The organism is Pontivivens ytuae (genome assembly GCF_015679265.1).
GTDB lineage: Bacteria > Pseudomonadota > Alphaproteobacteria > Rhodobacterales > Rhodobacteraceae > Pontivivens > Pontivivens ytuae.
In genome coordinates this window covers 3,877,730-3,891,855 of sequence record NZ_CP064942.1, presented here as the reverse complement: position 1 = coordinate 3,891,855, position 14,126 = coordinate 3,877,730, and the positions used below count along the sequence as shown (strand labels likewise).

At 69.0% G+C, this 14,126-nt stretch carries 14 protein-coding genes; 4 read left to right on the top strand and 10 right to left on the bottom strand.

The features are described 5' to 3' along the window. Positions 1-68 precede the first annotated feature (68 nt). Complete coding sequence (locus I0K15_RS19400) at positions 69-575, top strand: DUF4167 domain-containing protein (RefSeq protein WP_196103120.1); 507 nt, start codon at positions 69-71, stop codon at positions 573-575. Here I0K15_RS19400 and rsmA read toward each other — a convergent pair. From rsmA to lptF, 6 genes are read right to left on the bottom strand one after another with little or no spacing between them, the layout of a single operon-like run. Beyond that, a complete protein-coding gene (rsmA, locus tag I0K15_RS19395) occupies positions 572-1,411 on the bottom strand; it encodes a 16S rRNA (adenine(1518)-N(6)/adenine(1519)-N(6))-dimethyltransferase RsmA (protein WP_196103119.1) in 840 nt (279 codons plus the stop codon). The two genes, I0K15_RS19400 and rsmA, sit on opposite strands and share 4 nt — an antisense overlap. Next, the gene (gene pdxA, locus I0K15_RS19390; protein ID WP_196103118.1) at positions 1,404-2,357 is read right to left on the bottom strand and encodes a 4-hydroxythreonine-4-phosphate dehydrogenase PdxA; all 954 of its coding nucleotides are present in this window, start codon (positions 2,355-2,357) and stop codon (positions 1,404-1,406) included. Before pdxA ends, rsmA begins: the two co-directional genes overlap by 8 nt. Continuing rightward, on the bottom strand, positions 2,354-3,568 hold the full coding sequence (locus I0K15_RS19385) for a peptidylprolyl isomerase (protein ID WP_196103117.1): 1,215 nt from the start codon (positions 3,566-3,568) through the stop codon (positions 2,354-2,356). The genes pdxA and I0K15_RS19385 overlap by 4 nt, the downstream gene beginning before the upstream one ends. A 17-nt stretch (positions 3,569-3,585) precedes the next feature. Continuing rightward, on the bottom strand, positions 3,586-5,700 hold the full coding sequence (locus I0K15_RS19380) for an LPS-assembly protein LptD (RefSeq protein WP_196103116.1): 2,115 nt from the start codon (positions 5,698-5,700) through the stop codon (positions 3,586-3,588). Between the two features lies 1 nt (position 5,701). Next, positions 5,702-6,793 (bottom strand): LPS export ABC transporter permease LptG, encoded by a 1,092-nt coding sequence (lptG, locus tag I0K15_RS19375; protein WP_196103115.1) that lies wholly within the window; start codon positions 6,791-6,793, stop codon positions 5,702-5,704. Further along, positions 6,790-7,884, bottom strand: coding sequence for an LPS export ABC transporter permease LptF (lptF, locus tag I0K15_RS19370; protein ID WP_196103114.1), 1,095 nt, complete (start codon positions 7,882-7,884; stop codon positions 6,790-6,792). Before lptF ends, lptG begins: the two co-directional genes overlap by 4 nt. A gap of 136 nt (positions 7,885-8,020) precedes the next feature. On the opposite strand from lptF, the gene I0K15_RS19365 reads away from it, so the two are divergent. The 3 genes from I0K15_RS19365 to I0K15_RS19355 are packed head-to-tail and all read left to right on the top strand — an operon-like array spanning position 8,021 to position 10,535. Further along, positions 8,021-9,505, top strand: coding sequence for a leucyl aminopeptidase (locus I0K15_RS19365; protein ID WP_196103113.1), 1,485 nt, complete (start codon positions 8,021-8,023; stop codon positions 9,503-9,505). Between the two features lies 1 nt (position 9,506). Continuing rightward, entirely contained in the window at positions 9,507-9,965 is a 459-nt protein-coding gene (locus I0K15_RS19360; protein WP_196103112.1) for a DNA polymerase III subunit chi, read from the top strand. A 51-nt stretch (positions 9,966-10,016) separates the two neighbouring features. After that, on the top strand, positions 10,017-10,535 hold the full coding sequence (locus I0K15_RS19355; RefSeq protein WP_196103111.1) for a glutathione S-transferase family protein: 519 nt from the start codon (positions 10,017-10,019) through the stop codon (positions 10,533-10,535). A gap of 68 nt (positions 10,536-10,603) precedes the next feature. On the opposite strand, the gene I0K15_RS19350 is transcribed toward I0K15_RS19355, so the two are convergent. The 4 genes from I0K15_RS19350 to I0K15_RS19335 form a co-directional block, all read right to left on the bottom strand. Beyond that, positions 10,604-11,185: a retropepsin-like aspartic protease family protein gene (locus I0K15_RS19350; RefSeq protein WP_196103110.1), complete on the bottom strand. Its 582-nt coding sequence runs from the start codon at positions 11,183-11,185 to the stop codon at positions 10,604-10,606. A gap of 3 nt (positions 11,186-11,188) precedes the next feature. Beyond that, a complete protein-coding gene (locus I0K15_RS19345) occupies positions 11,189-11,812 on the bottom strand; it encodes a MarC family protein (protein ID WP_196103109.1) in 624 nt (207 codons plus the stop codon). Positions 11,813-11,890: 78 nt separating this feature from the next. Then, a complete protein-coding gene (locus I0K15_RS19340; protein WP_196103108.1) occupies positions 11,891-12,127 on the bottom strand; it encodes a hypothetical protein in 237 nt (78 codons plus the stop codon). A 59-nt stretch (positions 12,128-12,186) separates the two neighbouring features. After that, the gene (locus I0K15_RS19335) at positions 12,187-14,040 is read right to left on the bottom strand and encodes an ABC-F family ATP-binding cassette domain-containing protein (protein ID WP_196103107.1); all 1,854 of its coding nucleotides are present in this window, start codon (positions 14,038-14,040) and stop codon (positions 12,187-12,189) included. Between the last annotated feature and the right edge of the window lie 86 nt (positions 14,041-14,126).

Genomic DNA, 14,126 nt, shown 5'->3' with positions numbered 1-14,126 from the left:
CCGCGCCCGGCAGAAGCAACAGACAGACCGTGCGTCCGCTGACGGCGCAACGGTGGAAATCGGACAGCATGAGACAACCGAACAAGAACCGTTCTCGGAACAAGAACAACCGCAACAAGAGCATGGGGAACGTGACGAACCGCGTGTTCGACTCCGCCGGGCCCGAGGGCAAGGTGCGCGGAACCCCGTCGCAGATCATCGAGAAGTACCAGACGCTCGCGCGCGATGCGCAGCTGTCTGGCGACCGGGTGAATGCGGAGAACTTCCTGCAGCACTCGGAGCACTACACCCGCCTGCTCGCCGAGGCGCAGCGCCAGCAGGACGCGCAGAACGCGAAGCGCGAGCAGGAGCAGGCCGAGCGCCAGCAGCAGCGTGAGCAGCAGCAGGACCAGCCCGAGGTGGAGGCCGCACCGGCCGAGGCGAGCGGCGAGTCCGATCTCGTCGAGACGCCGGAGCAGGACGCGCCGAAGCCGCGCCGCCGCCGTCGGCGGAACAACACGCCGGACGAGGGTGGCGAGGGCGAGCAGCCGACGCTGGTCGTCGTCAGCGATGACGGGGAAGCCGAGCGCGCCTAACGGCGCTCGGCCACCGCGCGAGCGAGGGCGCAGAACGCCTCCAGCCCGATTTCTTCGGCGCGCTGCGTCGGAGCGATGCCGACACCGGTGAGCACCTCCTCGATATCGGGGAGCAGCCCGCGCAGGCTGGCGCGCAGCATCTTGCGCCGCTGGTTGAAGGCGCGGGCGACGACGTCGCTGAGGATCTGCGGATCCGCGGGGTAGCGCGGCGCCTCCAGCCGGTCGAGCTGCACGACGGCGGAGCTGACCTTCGGCGGCGGGGTGAAGGCCTGCGGCGGCAGGGTGAAGGCGAGCCTCGCGTCACAGCGCCACTGGGCGAGGATCGACAGGCGGCCGTAAGCCTTTGAGCCCGGCTGCGCCACGATCCGCTCCGCCACCTCCTTCTGGAACATCAGCGTGAGGCTTTGCCAGAAGGGTGGCCAGGTGTCGGGCGTGAGCCAGCGGAGCAGCAGCTCCGTCCCCACATTGTAGGGCAGGTTCGCGACGATGCGGATCGGCGGCGTCAGGTGCGGCAGCGGATCGAGCGCGAGCGCGTCGCCCTCCAGCACCGTCAGGCGGCCGGGATAGGCCGCCTCGATCTCCGCCAGCGCGGGCAGGCAGCGGGCGTCGCGTTCGATGGCGACGACGTGGCGGGCACCCTCCATCAGCAGCGCACGGGTCAGGCCGCCGGGGCCGGGGCCGATCTCCAGCACATCGCATTGGGCGAGGTCACCGGCGCGACGGGCAATCTTCGATGTGAGATTCAGGTCGAGCAGGAAGTTCTGGCCGAGCTGCTTCTTGGCGCGCAACTCGTACTTCGCGATGACCTCGCGCAACGGGGGCAGGGCGTCAGGCACGGCGGGCCGCCATCTCCTGCGCCAGCCGGATGGCGGCGATCAGGCTATCGGGCCGGGCGCGGCCGGTGCCCGCGATGTCGAAGGCGGTCCCGTGGTCGGGCGAGGTGCGGATGAAGGGCAGGCCCAGCGTCACGTTCACCCCGTCATCGAAGCTCAGCGTCTTCAGCGGCACCAGCGCCTGGTCGTGATACATGCAGATCGCCGCGTCGTAGCGGGCGCGGGCCGCCGGGTGGAACATGGTGTCGGCGGGCAGGGGGGCGGTGAGGTCGAAGCCCTCGGCCTGCAGGCGGTCGAGGACAGGCGTGAGGGTCTCGATCTCCTCCCGCCCCATGACGCCGCCTTCGCCTGCATGGGGGTTGAGGCCCGCGATGGCGAGGCGGGGTGTGGGGACACCGAAGTCGCGAATGAGGCCCGCATGGGTGACGCGGATGGTTTCTTCCAGAAGCTCCGGCGTCAGGGCGGCGGGCACGTCGGCGATGGGGATGTGGATGGTGACGGGGACCACGCGCAGCTCCGGCCCCGCGAGCATCATGACGGGCCTTGGTGCGCCGGAGAGATGGGCCAGGAACTCCGTATGGCCGGGATGGGCGAAACCCGCACCCTCCTTCAGCACCCATTTCGCGATCGGGGCGGTGACGAGGGCGCTGGCGTGCCCGTCGAGGCAGAGCTGCACGCCGCGGTTGATCGCCTCGACCACCGCGGGTGCATTGGCGAGCGACGGGGTGCCGGGTGTGACGTCCTCGGCGAGCGGGATGTCGATGACCGGCAGCGCCTCGGGCCACGGCGTGGCGTCCGGTGCGTCGACACGCGCAACCGTTGCACCCAGCTTCTCAAGATGATCGGCTGAGCCGAGCGCCGTGAACGGCCCAGCCCCTTCGGCCCAGGCCCGCACCGCAAGCTCCGGCCCCACCCCGGCGGGATCGCCGAGCGAGAGGACGAGGGTCATCGGACGTCGATGACGGCGTCGCGCCGGAGCTCCTGCAGGTAGCCGTCGGCGAAGGCGGAGACCCGGTCGGCGAAGATCTGGTTCTGCACCTGCTGGCGCTGATCGGCGTCGAGCGAGACGTCGCGGGAGCAGAGCGCGATCAGCGAGATCGAGTCGCCGATGCGCACCGGCTGGCTGATCTGCCCAAGCTGCGCCGTGGCCAGCACGGAGAAGAGCGCGGGGTTGACCGAGGACAGCGGCTCGGGCCCGAAGCGCCCGGACCCGGGGCCGAACTCGTCGGCGCGCGCCGTCATGTCGGCACAGCCGTCGAGCCGCCGCCGCGCCTCGGTCGCGGCCGTGCGCGCCGCGGCCTCACCCCCGTCGATGGGGAAGGTGGCGCGGACATAGCTGATTGTCACGAGGCCGGAATTGCGCGTCGGCACCCGCCGTTCGTCGAGGACGGCGAGCAGGGAGACGCCGCGCGTGATCGGGATCGGACGGGTCACGCCGCCCGCATCGATCAGGTCGATCTCCGCCCGCATCGGGCCCGGCAGATCGCCGGTGGCGACCCAGCCGATCTCGCCCCCGTTGCGCGCGGTCTGCGCCCGGCTGAACTCCCGCGCGGCGGCTCGGAAGTCGCCGCCATTGCGCACGTCCTCGTAGATCTGGGTGATAAGCTCGTTGGTACGGGCCTCGCCGCGCTCCGCGTAGGGGATCGCGATCTCGGCCAGCAGCACCTCGCGCGAGATGCCGGTGGCGTCGATCATCATCGCCTCCTCGATATCGCGCTCGTTGGGCCGCGCGCGGGAGGTGAAGCGGGCCTGCATCGCGTCGCGCCAGCCGAGCTGCGCCTCGATCTGGTCGCGCAGGGTGCCGGGATCGATGCCCGCGCGGGTGAGCTGTGCCGTGAGCTGATCGCCGCTGAGCCCCCGCTGCTGCGCGAAGGCGTTGTAGCCCGCCTGCAGCTCGCGTTCGCCGACGAGGATGCCGATGCGGCGGGATTCCTGGCGCATCAGCGCCTCGTCCGTGAGGTCGGCGACGACCTGATCCTCGAGGATCGCGGGCGGCATGCCGAAGGCGCGGTAGAGCGCGCGGCGCTGCTCCAGATCGTAGAAGGTCACGACATCGTCGTTGACGACGATCGCGGGCGCAAAGGGGGTCTGCGCCTGTCCGGCAAAGGTGACCATGAGGCCGAGCGCGAGTGCGCCGACGAAACGGAATAGGGCGGTCACAGGGGTCTTCTCCTCAGTCAGGTCCCGCAGATTTGCTCGCGCCGTCTGGTGCCGAGGGCGCTTTCGCCGATCCCGGCCAGCCGCAGCGTGAGGCCGAAATCGGTGCTGGGTTCGACATTATCGCGGCGGGTAAACCGGCGCGAGGCCGAAAATTCGAAGGTCGCGCACTCGTTCCCCCAGCTCACGGCGGCGTCAACGCGAATGAAGTCGGAGTTCTCGATATCGCGGCGAAAGCCGACATCGGCCTGCCAGTTGCCGTCGATCTGGTAGCTGGCGTCGAAGACGAGCTCGGCGCGATCCTCCGGCGTGATCTCGTCCTCGCGCAGGAACACGTAGGTGCCGCTGAAGCCCAACCGCTCGCCGCCATAGGCAAAGCGCAGCTCGGTGCGCGAGGCCACGAAGTCGTCATCGGCGAGCAGCGAGCCCGAGATCCGGGTGTTGCGCGTCGCATCGAAACCCGCGGCGAGCACGTAGTCCGATTCCTCCTGCCCCAGCGTCGTGCTGCCGGGGAAGGTGTCGAGCGCCTCCTCCCGCACCACGCGGCCGATGGTGCCGGTGATGTTCCGGCCGCGCGGCGTGATGCTCTCGTAGCGCAGGCCGAGATTGGCGTAGGTGCCGGTCTCGAACCGGTCGGAGCCGGGGAAGCGGTTGGTGGAGAAGAGGTTGGTCTCGTCCAGCTCGACGAGAAGGCTGTCCTCGTTCGCCACATCCTCCGGATCGCCGCTCTGATCGCCCCGGACGATCTGGATGATGGGCTCGATCACCTGCGTGAGGCCCGCGTTGCGGGAAACGAACGGGTAGCGCAGCTCGAAGCCGACGGTGGAATCGACACGGGCATCCGTGTCGCTGCCGACCGCGGGATCGTCCGCGGTGTAGTAGAGATCGCCGCCGAAATCCGCGAAGCCGCGCAGCACGAGGCCCGGATCGGTGACGATGGTCCGGTCGAAGCCCGCACCGAGGCTGGTGCGCGACACGTCACGGCCATCGTCGCGGGTGAAGGAGAGGGCGGTGGCCGTCAGGTCTGCCCGCATCTCACCCAGTGCATAGGTCCGGCGGAACTCGGCCTCCGGCAGGATGAACGGCACAGTCTCCTGCGGTTCGTTGTCCCGCAGGCTGTCGAAATAGATGCTGCTCACCCGCCAGAAGCGGCCGGTCTGGAAGCGTTCGAGTGAGAGGGTGGAGGTGAGGCGGTCGGCCGACGAGTAGCCGAAGCTGTCGAGGAAGGCATCGTCGCTCACGGCGATGCCATCGATGCGGCCGATGATGTCGTCGCCGAAGTCGTAGTCACCCCGGGCGAACAGAAAGCCGCGGTCGTCGCCCACCTCATCGCTCTGCAGTTTCAGCGTGCCCCCCAGATCGATGGAGCCGCGCATGAAGCGCTGGCGATACTCACCTTCGAGCAGCACGCCCGCATCGGTCGTGACGAACGGCGTGAGCGTGGCGTCGCGGCTATCATCGATGACGTAGAAATAAGGAATGCGGACGCCCGACCCGAACTCTCCCGAGCTGCGGAGCTCGGGGTTCAGAAAACCCGTTGCCCGCCGGACCGACGGGTCGAAATGGCTGAAATAGGGGAGGTAGAGCACCGGCACGCCGAAGAGCTCGAACACCGCGTTCTCGTAGTAGAACCGCAGCTGCTCCGCATCGCGCACCACACGCTCCGCCCGGATCTGCCAGATCGGCGTCGGGTTCTCCTCGCAGATCACGCACGAGGATGCGGTAGTTCGGTTGAGTACCGTCAGCCGCCCGTCGATCTGCTGCAGCGAGGTGGCCGCGACCTGGAGCTGGTTGTCGATGATGGCGCGCGCACCTTCGGCGACGCCGTTCTGCAGATCCTCGTCGAGTTCCGCAAAATCGGCGTAGACCACGCCGCCGACCTCGTCGGACTGCAGGATGAGCTGGCCGGGCACGCGGACCTGACCCGCCGCGCGATCGTAGATCAGGCGGTCGGTGGTCAGCACCGTCTCGCCCCGCAAGATCGTGACGTCGCCTTCCGCGATCAGGTTGCCGGTCGCCTGATCGACGCTCACCCGGTCGGCGATGAGAGCGACACGCTCCTGCTCCACCTCCTGCGCGGCGCCTGGAAAGATCGGGGATATCAGGAGGATGAGGGGCAGAAAGAGGCGGCGCAAGCTATCCATCCTCGAGGTGTAGCAGAAGGGCGGTGGCGAGCAAGAGGGCTGCGATGGGCGGCACCCACGCGGCGAGCAGAACCGGGATGGTCCCCGCCGCCCCCAGCGCCTGCGTGAAATCCGACAGGAAGAAGATGGCAAAGCCCGACATGACGCAGAGCATCACCCGCACCCCGATCGAGCCGAACCGGACATGGCGCATGGCAAAGCCCGCCGCGATCAGCACCATCGCGGCGAAGAGCACCGGCTGCGCGAGCTGCGTCTGCAGGTGCATCCGGTGCCGGACGGAGGAGAAGCCGGACGCGTCCAGCGTCTCGATGAAACTGCCGAGCTCCCAGAAGCTCAGCGCCTCGGGATCGGCGAAGCTTTCGAGGATGCGGTTGGAGGTGAGGTCCGTCGGCAGCTCCAGCCGGTCCTCGTCGCGGGCGGTGATCGTCTGCCCGCGGGCCGTGGGGGCGATATCCCAGACGCGGGCGGCCTCGACCTCCCAATAACCGTCCTGCAGGAGCGCGCGGCGCGCGCTAATCCGGCGGCTCAGGTTGTTGTCCTCGTTGAACTCGAAGATCGAGACGCCGATCAGCTCCTCCCCCTCGGGCGTGGCGCGGGTGGCGTTGATGACGGTCTGGCCCTGCTCACTGGCCTGCCGCAGCCACAAACCCTCGGCGGAGATCGACAACAGGCTCTCGCGTCCGTCGAAATAGCGGCTGCTCAGCACCTCGTAGCGGGCGAGGGAGGCCGCGGCCATCGGGTTCCACACGGTGAAGGACAGCACGCCGAGCAGCATCGCCGCGATCATCGGGATCCTCAGGAGCCGCCAGACGGAGACGCCGGCGGCGCGGGTCACCACCAGCTCGGACGTGCGGGCGAGCCGCAGGAAAGCCGCGAGGGCCCCAAGCAGCACGACGAAGGGCAGAGTCTCGGTCAGGACAGACGGCGCGTGCAGGAGAGCGAGGGCGAGGAGGGGCGCGTCCCCTTCCTCGGTGCTCAGGTCCAAGAGATCGCCCATCATCACCAGCACGAAGGCGACGAGGAACGCGACCCCGATCCCGGTGAAGAGGCGCCGCAGGATATAGGCGGGCAGCGTCGCGATCATGCCCGTCGCCCCCGTCGCCAGAGCACCGCGCTCGATCCCGCGAGCAGAAGGAGCGGTGGTGCATAGAGGATCGGCCACATGGACGCCGATTGCTCCACCGCCGGGACGAGGCCCAACCCCACGATCCGCGCCGTCAGCGCGATGCCCACGGCGATTGCGATCCTGCGCCCGAAGCCCGCGCGCCGGTAGCTCCCGCCGAGGATCGCGGCGAGGGCGAGGATCGGGAAGGCGAGCGCGTAGAGCGGCCCGGAGATCTGATCATGCCCCTCGGCGATGAGCTCGGCCCGGCGGCCTTCGTTCCCCTCCCACAGCTCGTCCGGCGGATCGATCAGGGTGAGGGCGGTGTATTCGCGGGGCTTGCGGCGGCGGTTGCTCGTGTCCTCGGCGAGCGGGCCGAGATCATAGGCCAGCCGCTCGAATTCCAAGAGGCTCAGCGTCTCACCGCCATCCTCGAAGCGCTGCGCGGTGCCGTCGAAGAGGATCACCTGCACGCTCATCGGCCCCTGCACCAGTCGCGCCTGATCGGCGGTGTAGGTGATGGAGGGGCCGGGCCCACGCGCATCCTGGATGAAGATGCCGAGCATGTCGCCGGCGGAGTTCGCCTGCCGGACGTAAACGGTCACGCCCCGCACCGGGTGGTTGAACCGCCCCTCTCGCAGGACGCTGTTGGCAAGCTCCGCCCGCATCTCCGCCGTCCGGTCCCGCAGCTCCCGCGCGGCATTGGGCGCGAGATAGAGCGTCAGGATGCCTGTCAGCACCATCGCGACGAGGCCCAGCATGAACATCGGACGGGCAAGCGACAGCGGACTGCGCCCGGCACTCATCATCACGACCAGCTCACTCTCCGTCAGCAGGCGGTTGATGGCGAAGAGGCTGGCGGCGAAGGCCGAGATCGGCAGCACGATCGTCATCACGCTCGGCAACAGAAGGGCGGAAAGCTCCAGGAACACCGCCGCCGACTGGTTGCTCGCCACGATCGTGTCGATCACCTGCAGCGACTGCGTCAGCCAGACCAGCCCCGCGAAGATCAGCGCGAAGAAGCCGAGCGGTCCCATGAGCTGTGCCAGGACATATCGGTCGAGCTGGCGCATGGGTGGCGGGCGCTCCTGTGACGAAAAGCCCGTCCTGCTTAGGCGTGGGGGCGGTGGGGGTCAAGCGCGGGCACCTTGCCAGCGGACCGGCGGCGCTGATAGGGCTCGAAGGTGATACATTCCTGAAAGGGCCGACATGACCGAACCGCTGCGCATCACCTTCGACGAACCCGATTTCGATCGTCTCGCGGCTGCGGAGGGACGCGTCGCCGTGCTGCTCGCCTCCGACGGCGCGATGGATCGGCTGACGCGCCGCGTGAACCGCCTGACGCGCGGGGCGCTGGCAAAGCTCGGCGAGAGTGCCTTGTGGGAGAAGACGGAGACGGGCGGCGCGCAGGTGCTGAGCATGCCCGCCGGTCTCGCGGCCGAGGCCGTGGTGGTCGTGAAGCTCGACCGCCGGGCCACCCCGGCGCAGGCGCGCAAGGCCGGTGCGTCGCTGGCGAAGGCGATGGGCAAGGGCAATCTGACGGTGGTGCTGGCCTCCCACGCCAAGGCGGCCGAGATCGCGCACGGGCTGGCGCTGCGCGCCTACGATTTCGACACGCACAAGACCCCGAAGGACGAAGAGGAGAAGCCCGCTCCGCGCGTCGAGGTCATGGTGACGAAGCCCGAGAGCGTCGCCGCCGATGCCGGGCCGATGGCCGCGGTGACCGAAGGGGTCTTCTTCACCCGCGACCTCGTCAACGAGCCGGCCAACGTGCTGACGACCGAGGATTTCGCGGCACGGCTCGCCGCGATGGGCGAGCTCGGCCTCGATGTGGAGATCCTCGACGAGCCGGAGCTCGAAAAGCTCGGCATGCGCACGCTGCTCGCCGTCGGGCAGGGCTCCGTTACCCCGTCGAAAGTCGTGATCATGCGCTGGAGCGGCGGCGGGGAGGAGCCGCCGCTCGCCCTCGTCGGCAAGGGCGTGGTGTTCGACACCGGCGGCATCAGCCTGAAACCGGCCGCGGGCATGGAAGACATGACCATGGACATGGGCGGCGCGGGCACCGTCGCAGGCGTGATGCGGGCCCTCGCCCTGCGCAAGGCGAAGGCCAATGTGGTCGGTCTCGTCGGCCTCGTGGAGAACATGCCCGCGGGCAACGCGCAGCGCCCCGGCGATGTGGTGAAGTCGATGAAGGGCGATACGGTGGAGGTCATCAACACCGACGCCGAGGGGCGCCTCGTCCTCGCCGATGTGCTCTGGTACGCGCAGGACCGCTTCTCCCCGACCGGGATCGTCGATCTCGCGACGCTGACAGGGGCGGTCATCATCGCGCTGGGACATGAGAATGCGGGCGTCTTCTCCAACGACGACGACTTCGCCAAGCAGTTCCTGAAGGCCGCCGAGGACGAGAACGAGGGCGCGTGGCGCCTCCCGCTCGGCCCCGCCTACGACAAGAAGCTCAAGTCGCGCATCGCGGACATGAAGAACGTGGGCGGCCGCGACGCGGGCTCGATCACGGCCGCGCAGTTCCTCCAGCGCTTCATCAAGGAGGGCGTGCCGTGGATCCACCTCGACATCGCGGGCACGGCCTCGGTGAAGTCGGCGACGGAGCTTGCGCCCGCCGGGGCCACCGGCTGGGGCGTGCGCGCGCTCGACCGGATGATCCGCGACAATTACGAGGTGGTGGAGGACTGACGTGGAGGTCCTCTTCTACCGCCTCTCCGGCTCCACGCTCGAAGCGACGGTGACGACCTTCGCGGAGCGGACCCTCGCGCGCGGGGGCCGGATGGTGGTGAAGGGGGCCGGGGCTGCCCGTCTCGACATGCTCGACACGCATCTCTGGACCTATCGCGACGAGGCCTTCCTGCCCCATGGCCGCGCCGGGGGGCCGCACGATGCGGAGCAGCCGGTGCTGCTCACGACCTCCGACGAGGTGCCGAACGGCGCGGGCACGCTCCTCCTCGTGGACGGCGCGCGCCTTGCGATTCCGGCGCTCGACGGGTTCGAGCGGGTGGCGCTGATCTTCGACGGCAGCGATCCGCAGGCGACGGAGGACGCGCGCACCGACTGGCGGGCGGTGACCGAGACCGACCACACCGCCGTCTTCTGGGCCGAGGAGGACGGCCGCTGGGTGGAGAAGGCGCGCAGCGGATGACGCCGCTGCTGATCGGCTACGGGGGCCAGCGTCTATTCCCGCGCGGCCCGGATGATGCTGATCGCGAAGGGCGTGACCTTCGACTGGCGCGAGGTGGATCCCTTCGCGGGCGACGTGCCCGAGCACCCGATGGGCCGCGTGCCCGTGCTGGAACATGACGGCCAGCGGATCTGGGAGACGTCGGCGATCGGCCTTCACATCGACCTCGCCTTCGACGGCCCGCCGCTGACCCCGTCGGATGCGGCGGGACAGGTGCGCACGGCTCAGCTGATCTCCGCCACCGACGCCTATTTCTATGTCCCGCTGGTGCGCCGCACCTATGCCCACGCGGTGTTCCGCCCCGCGGCGGGCGCGGCGGCGATCCTCGACATGCTGGAGGGGCTGATGCCGGTGGAGGGCTTCTTCAACGGCGCCGCACCGGGCCGGGCTGATTGCCACCTCGCACCGATGCTCGCCTGCTTTGCCGAGGTGCCCGGTGCCGACGCCATGATCGCGGCACGACCGAAGCTCCAAGGCTGGCTCGACCGCATCCGCCGGACCACACCCTTCGAGCGCACGGCCCATCGCTGACGCGACCCAGCCGTTTTCACCTTTGCGAAAATACGCCCGCCGGCAGGCGGAACCGCGTCCCGAGGCGCCTAGCGCTCCAGCACCATCACGCCGTTCTCGATCGACACCCGCTCGAACCGGTCAAGATAATCGAGGCCTAGGAGCGACGTCTCGATATCGCCGGAGTTCACCACGGCGCGCACGTCGCGGTCCGTCAGCTCGCCCAGCGTCATCTCGTCGAGCCGGATGCTTGCGAGCCGCACCGTGCCGTTCGCCGTGCGCGCCGAACTCGAATAGTCGAGCGCCGCCGTGTCGAACCCGATCCGCTGCGCGTCCCTTTGCGAGATCACGATGGAGCTCGCCCCGGTGTCCACGATGAACTCCACCGGCGTGCCGTTGATCGTCAGATCCGCATAGAAATGCCCGTCGAACCGCCGCCGGATCTCCACCGTGCCCGAGCCCGTCTGCACCGTCCGCTCGGGCAGCAGCGCCGCCTCCAGCGAGCCTCGCTGATCGTAGCCGACGATAAGGGCTGCGAAGAGCAGGCCCCAGACCACGACGAACGCGACCGTCCGGCTCAGCCGCCCGCGATAGAGCGACAGGAACGAGCCGCCCAGTACGATGAGCAGCAGCACGAGATAGACCAGGTTCGCGACCTGTTGTTCACCCAAGTTTCATACTCCCAACACGCCGACGGCCCTGAGACCGTCCAAGATAAACTGGACCGAGAGGGCCGCAAGCAGAACGCCCAGAATTCGCGTGATGACGTTCACACCTGTCTGCCCGATGACACGTTCGAGCAGCCCCGCGGCAAGAAACAGCGCGAGCGCGATCACGAGGACGCCAGCCATCACCCCGATCACGGTCGCCTGGGCCTGCATGTCGCCCTGAAGCTCGTCCATCAGCAGAATCATGGTGGCCATGGCACCAGGTCCCGCGAGCAGCGGCAGCGCGAGCGGGAAGGCGGACGGATCGCGGTGCGGCTCCGGCTCGTCGGCCTGCTTCTCGCGCCGCGGATTGCGCTTCTCGAACAGCATCTCGACCGCGATGAGGAAGAGGAGCACGCCGCCCGAGATCCGGAAGGCGGGCATCCCGATGCCAACCGCACCCAGCAGCGCCTCGCCGAAAAAGGCGAAGATGCACAGGATCGCGAAGGCGATCAGCACCGCGCGCACCGCCACCACCCGCCGCTGCGCGCGGCTCTGCCCCGGCGTCAGCGCGACGAAGATCGGGGTGAGGCCGATCGGGTCGATGATGACGAAAAGGGTGACGAAGGCATTGATGGCGATCTCGGTCATGGGGGCGGGCATAGCCCGGCGCCGCGACCGGGGCCAGCGCGGTTTTTCGTGCGATGCGAAGAACCAAGGGGCTGTTGCTCAGACGCAGAGGAAGCCGACCTCGCGCTCGTTCTCGGCCATCTGCCGGTCGAAGCTGGGGCGGCCCAGCCCCTTGCCAAATTCTGCGCAAGCCGCCGCGGCGCGCACCCGCACCTCGTCCAGCGTCACGGTGCCGGGCCGGTAGGAGATCACGACGGCATTCTCGTTGGAAAAGGCGATGCGCGGGCCGCATGCGGTCAGCAGCACGAGGCCGAGGAAGGGCAGGGCGCGAAGCATGGCGGAGCTCCGGGGATCGGTTTCGGTCCGCCTCCAGATAGGGCGATGCGTGCGGTTCGTCAGCCGCCCGCCGCCTCCAGCCGCGCCGAGACGTCGAGCCAGATCGCCTCCGCCCGATCCAGCCCGTCCATCACCTCGGCACGTTTCTTCCGCAGCATCTCCTGCCGCTCGGTATCGCCGCGCTCGTAGAGGCGGGGATCGGCGAGGGAGGAGTCGATCTTGTCGCGCATCTCCTCCAGCTTCGCGATCCGCTCCTCGGCCTTGGCGAGCTCGGACTTGAGCGGTGCTGTCTGGCGGCGCACCTCTGCCTTGGGCTTCGGTTTCGGCTTTTCCTCGCGCGCGGGCTTGCCGCCGCGTTCGCTCAAGAGCATCCGGCGATAGGCGTCCATGTCGTCGTCATAGGGCCGCACGGCACCGTCCTTCACCAGCCACAGCCGGTCGGCCACCGCCTCCACCAGGTGCGGATCGTGGCTGACGAGGATCACCGCGCCGGAGTATTCGGTGAGCGCCATCACCAGCGCCTCCCGGCTCTCGATGTCGAGGTGGTTGGTCGGCTCGTCGAGGATCATCAGGTGCGGTGCGTCGAGCGTCGCGATCAGCATCGCGAGCCGCGCCTTCTGCCCGCCCGAGAGGCGGCGCACCTCGGTCTCCGCAATCTCCGCCCCGATGCCGCCGGCCGCAAGGCGGGCGCGCAGCTTCGCCGGCGGCTCCTCGGGTCGCAGGGCGCGCAGGTGCTGGAGCGGGGTTTCGTCCGCATGCAGCTCATCGAGCTGGTGTTGCGCGAAATAGCCGATGCGCAGCTTGGAGGAGCTCACGATCTGCCCGTCCTGCGGCGCGAGCCGCCCGGCGATCAGCTTCGACAGGGTCGACTTGCCCTGGCCGTTGGCGCCGAGCAGCGCGATCCGGTCGTCCTGATCGATCCGGAGGTCGAGCCCCGCCAGCACCGGCAGCCCGCCATAGCCCACCTTCGCATCGCGCATGGAGACGATGGGCGGCGACAGCTCCTCCGGCTGCGGAAAGGAGAACTGCGCGACGGAGCTTTCCACCACGCCTGCGACGGGCTGCATCCGCTCCAGCATCTTGATCCGGCTCTGCGCCTGCTTCGCTTTCGACGCCTTGGCGCGGAACCGGTCCACGAAGCTCTGCAGATGCGCGCGCTGCGCGTCCTGCTTCTTCTTCGCCGCGACCTGCTGTTCGAGCTGCGCCCGGCGCATCCGGTCGAATTGATCGTAATTGCCCTGGTAGTAGGTCAGCCGCTGCGCATCGAGATGCAGGATCCCGCCCACCGAACGGTTGAGCAGCCCCCGGTCGTGAGAGATCACGAGCGCGGTGTGCGGATAGCGGGCGAGGAAGTTCTCCAGCCACACCGTCCCTTCGAGGTCGAGGTAGTTGGTCGGCTCGTCGAGCAGCAGCACGTCGGGCTGGCTGAAGAGCACCGCGGCCAGCGCCACCCGCATCCGCCAGCCGCCGGAGAAATCCTTGCAGGGCCGGGCTTGTGCTGCCGTGTCGAAGCCGAGGCCCGACAGGATCGCTGCCGCCCGCGCCTCCGCCGAATGGGCGTCGATGTCCTGAAGCCGCGTGTGGATCTCCGCGATCCTCGCGCCGTCCGTCTCCGTCTCCGCTGCATCCATCAGCGCCGCCCGCTCCGTATCGGCGGCGAGCACCGTGTCGATCAGGCTCACGTCGCTCGCCGGCGCCTCCTGCGCTACGCCGCCGATGCGGGCCTGCCGCGGCACCTCGATCTCCCCGCCATCGAGCACCCACTCACCCCGGATCAGACGGAAGAGCGTGGTCTTGCCGGTGCCGTTGCGCCCCACGACGCCGACCTTGTGGCCCGCCGGGATCGTGGCCGAGGCACCGTCGAACAGGCGCCGGCCCTCCAGCGTGAAGGTGATATCGCGGATCGTGAGCATGGGCCTGCCATATCGCGGGCGGAGCGCGGGGGAAAGGGGCCTTTATCCGCCGCGCGGCGCGTGTTACGGGCGGCGCGACAACAAGC

Coding starts and splice junctions, on each gene's coding strand:
- pdxA (WP_196103118.1), bottom strand. CDS start 2,357: ATGACCCTCGTCCTCTCGCTCGGCGATCCCGCCGGGGTGGGGCCGGAG.
- I0K15_RS19335 (WP_196103107.1), bottom strand. CDS start 14,040: ATGCTCACGATCCGCGATATCACCTTCACGCTGGAGGGCCGGCGCCTG.
- I0K15_RS19400 (WP_196103120.1), top strand. CDS start 69: ATGAGACAACCGAACAAGAACCGTTCTCGGAACAAGAACAACCGCAAC.
- lptG (WP_196103115.1), bottom strand. CDS start 6,793: ATGATCGCGACGCTGCCCGCCTATATCCTGCGGCGCCTCTTCACCGGG.
- lptF (WP_196103114.1), bottom strand. CDS start 7,884: ATGCGCCAGCTCGACCGATATGTCCTGGCACAGCTCATGGGACCGCTC.
- I0K15_RS19355 (WP_196103111.1), top strand. CDS start 10,017: ATGATGCTGATCGCGAAGGGCGTGACCTTCGACTGGCGCGAGGTGGAT.
- I0K15_RS19345 (WP_196103109.1), bottom strand. CDS start 11,812: ATGACCGAGATCGCCATCAATGCCTTCGTCACCCTTTTCGTCATCATC.
- I0K15_RS19340 (WP_196103108.1), bottom strand. CDS start 12,127: ATGCTTCGCGCCCTGCCCTTCCTCGGCCTCGTGCTGCTGACCGCATGC.
- I0K15_RS19365 (WP_196103113.1), top strand. CDS start 8,021: ATGACCGAACCGCTGCGCATCACCTTCGACGAACCCGATTTCGATCGT.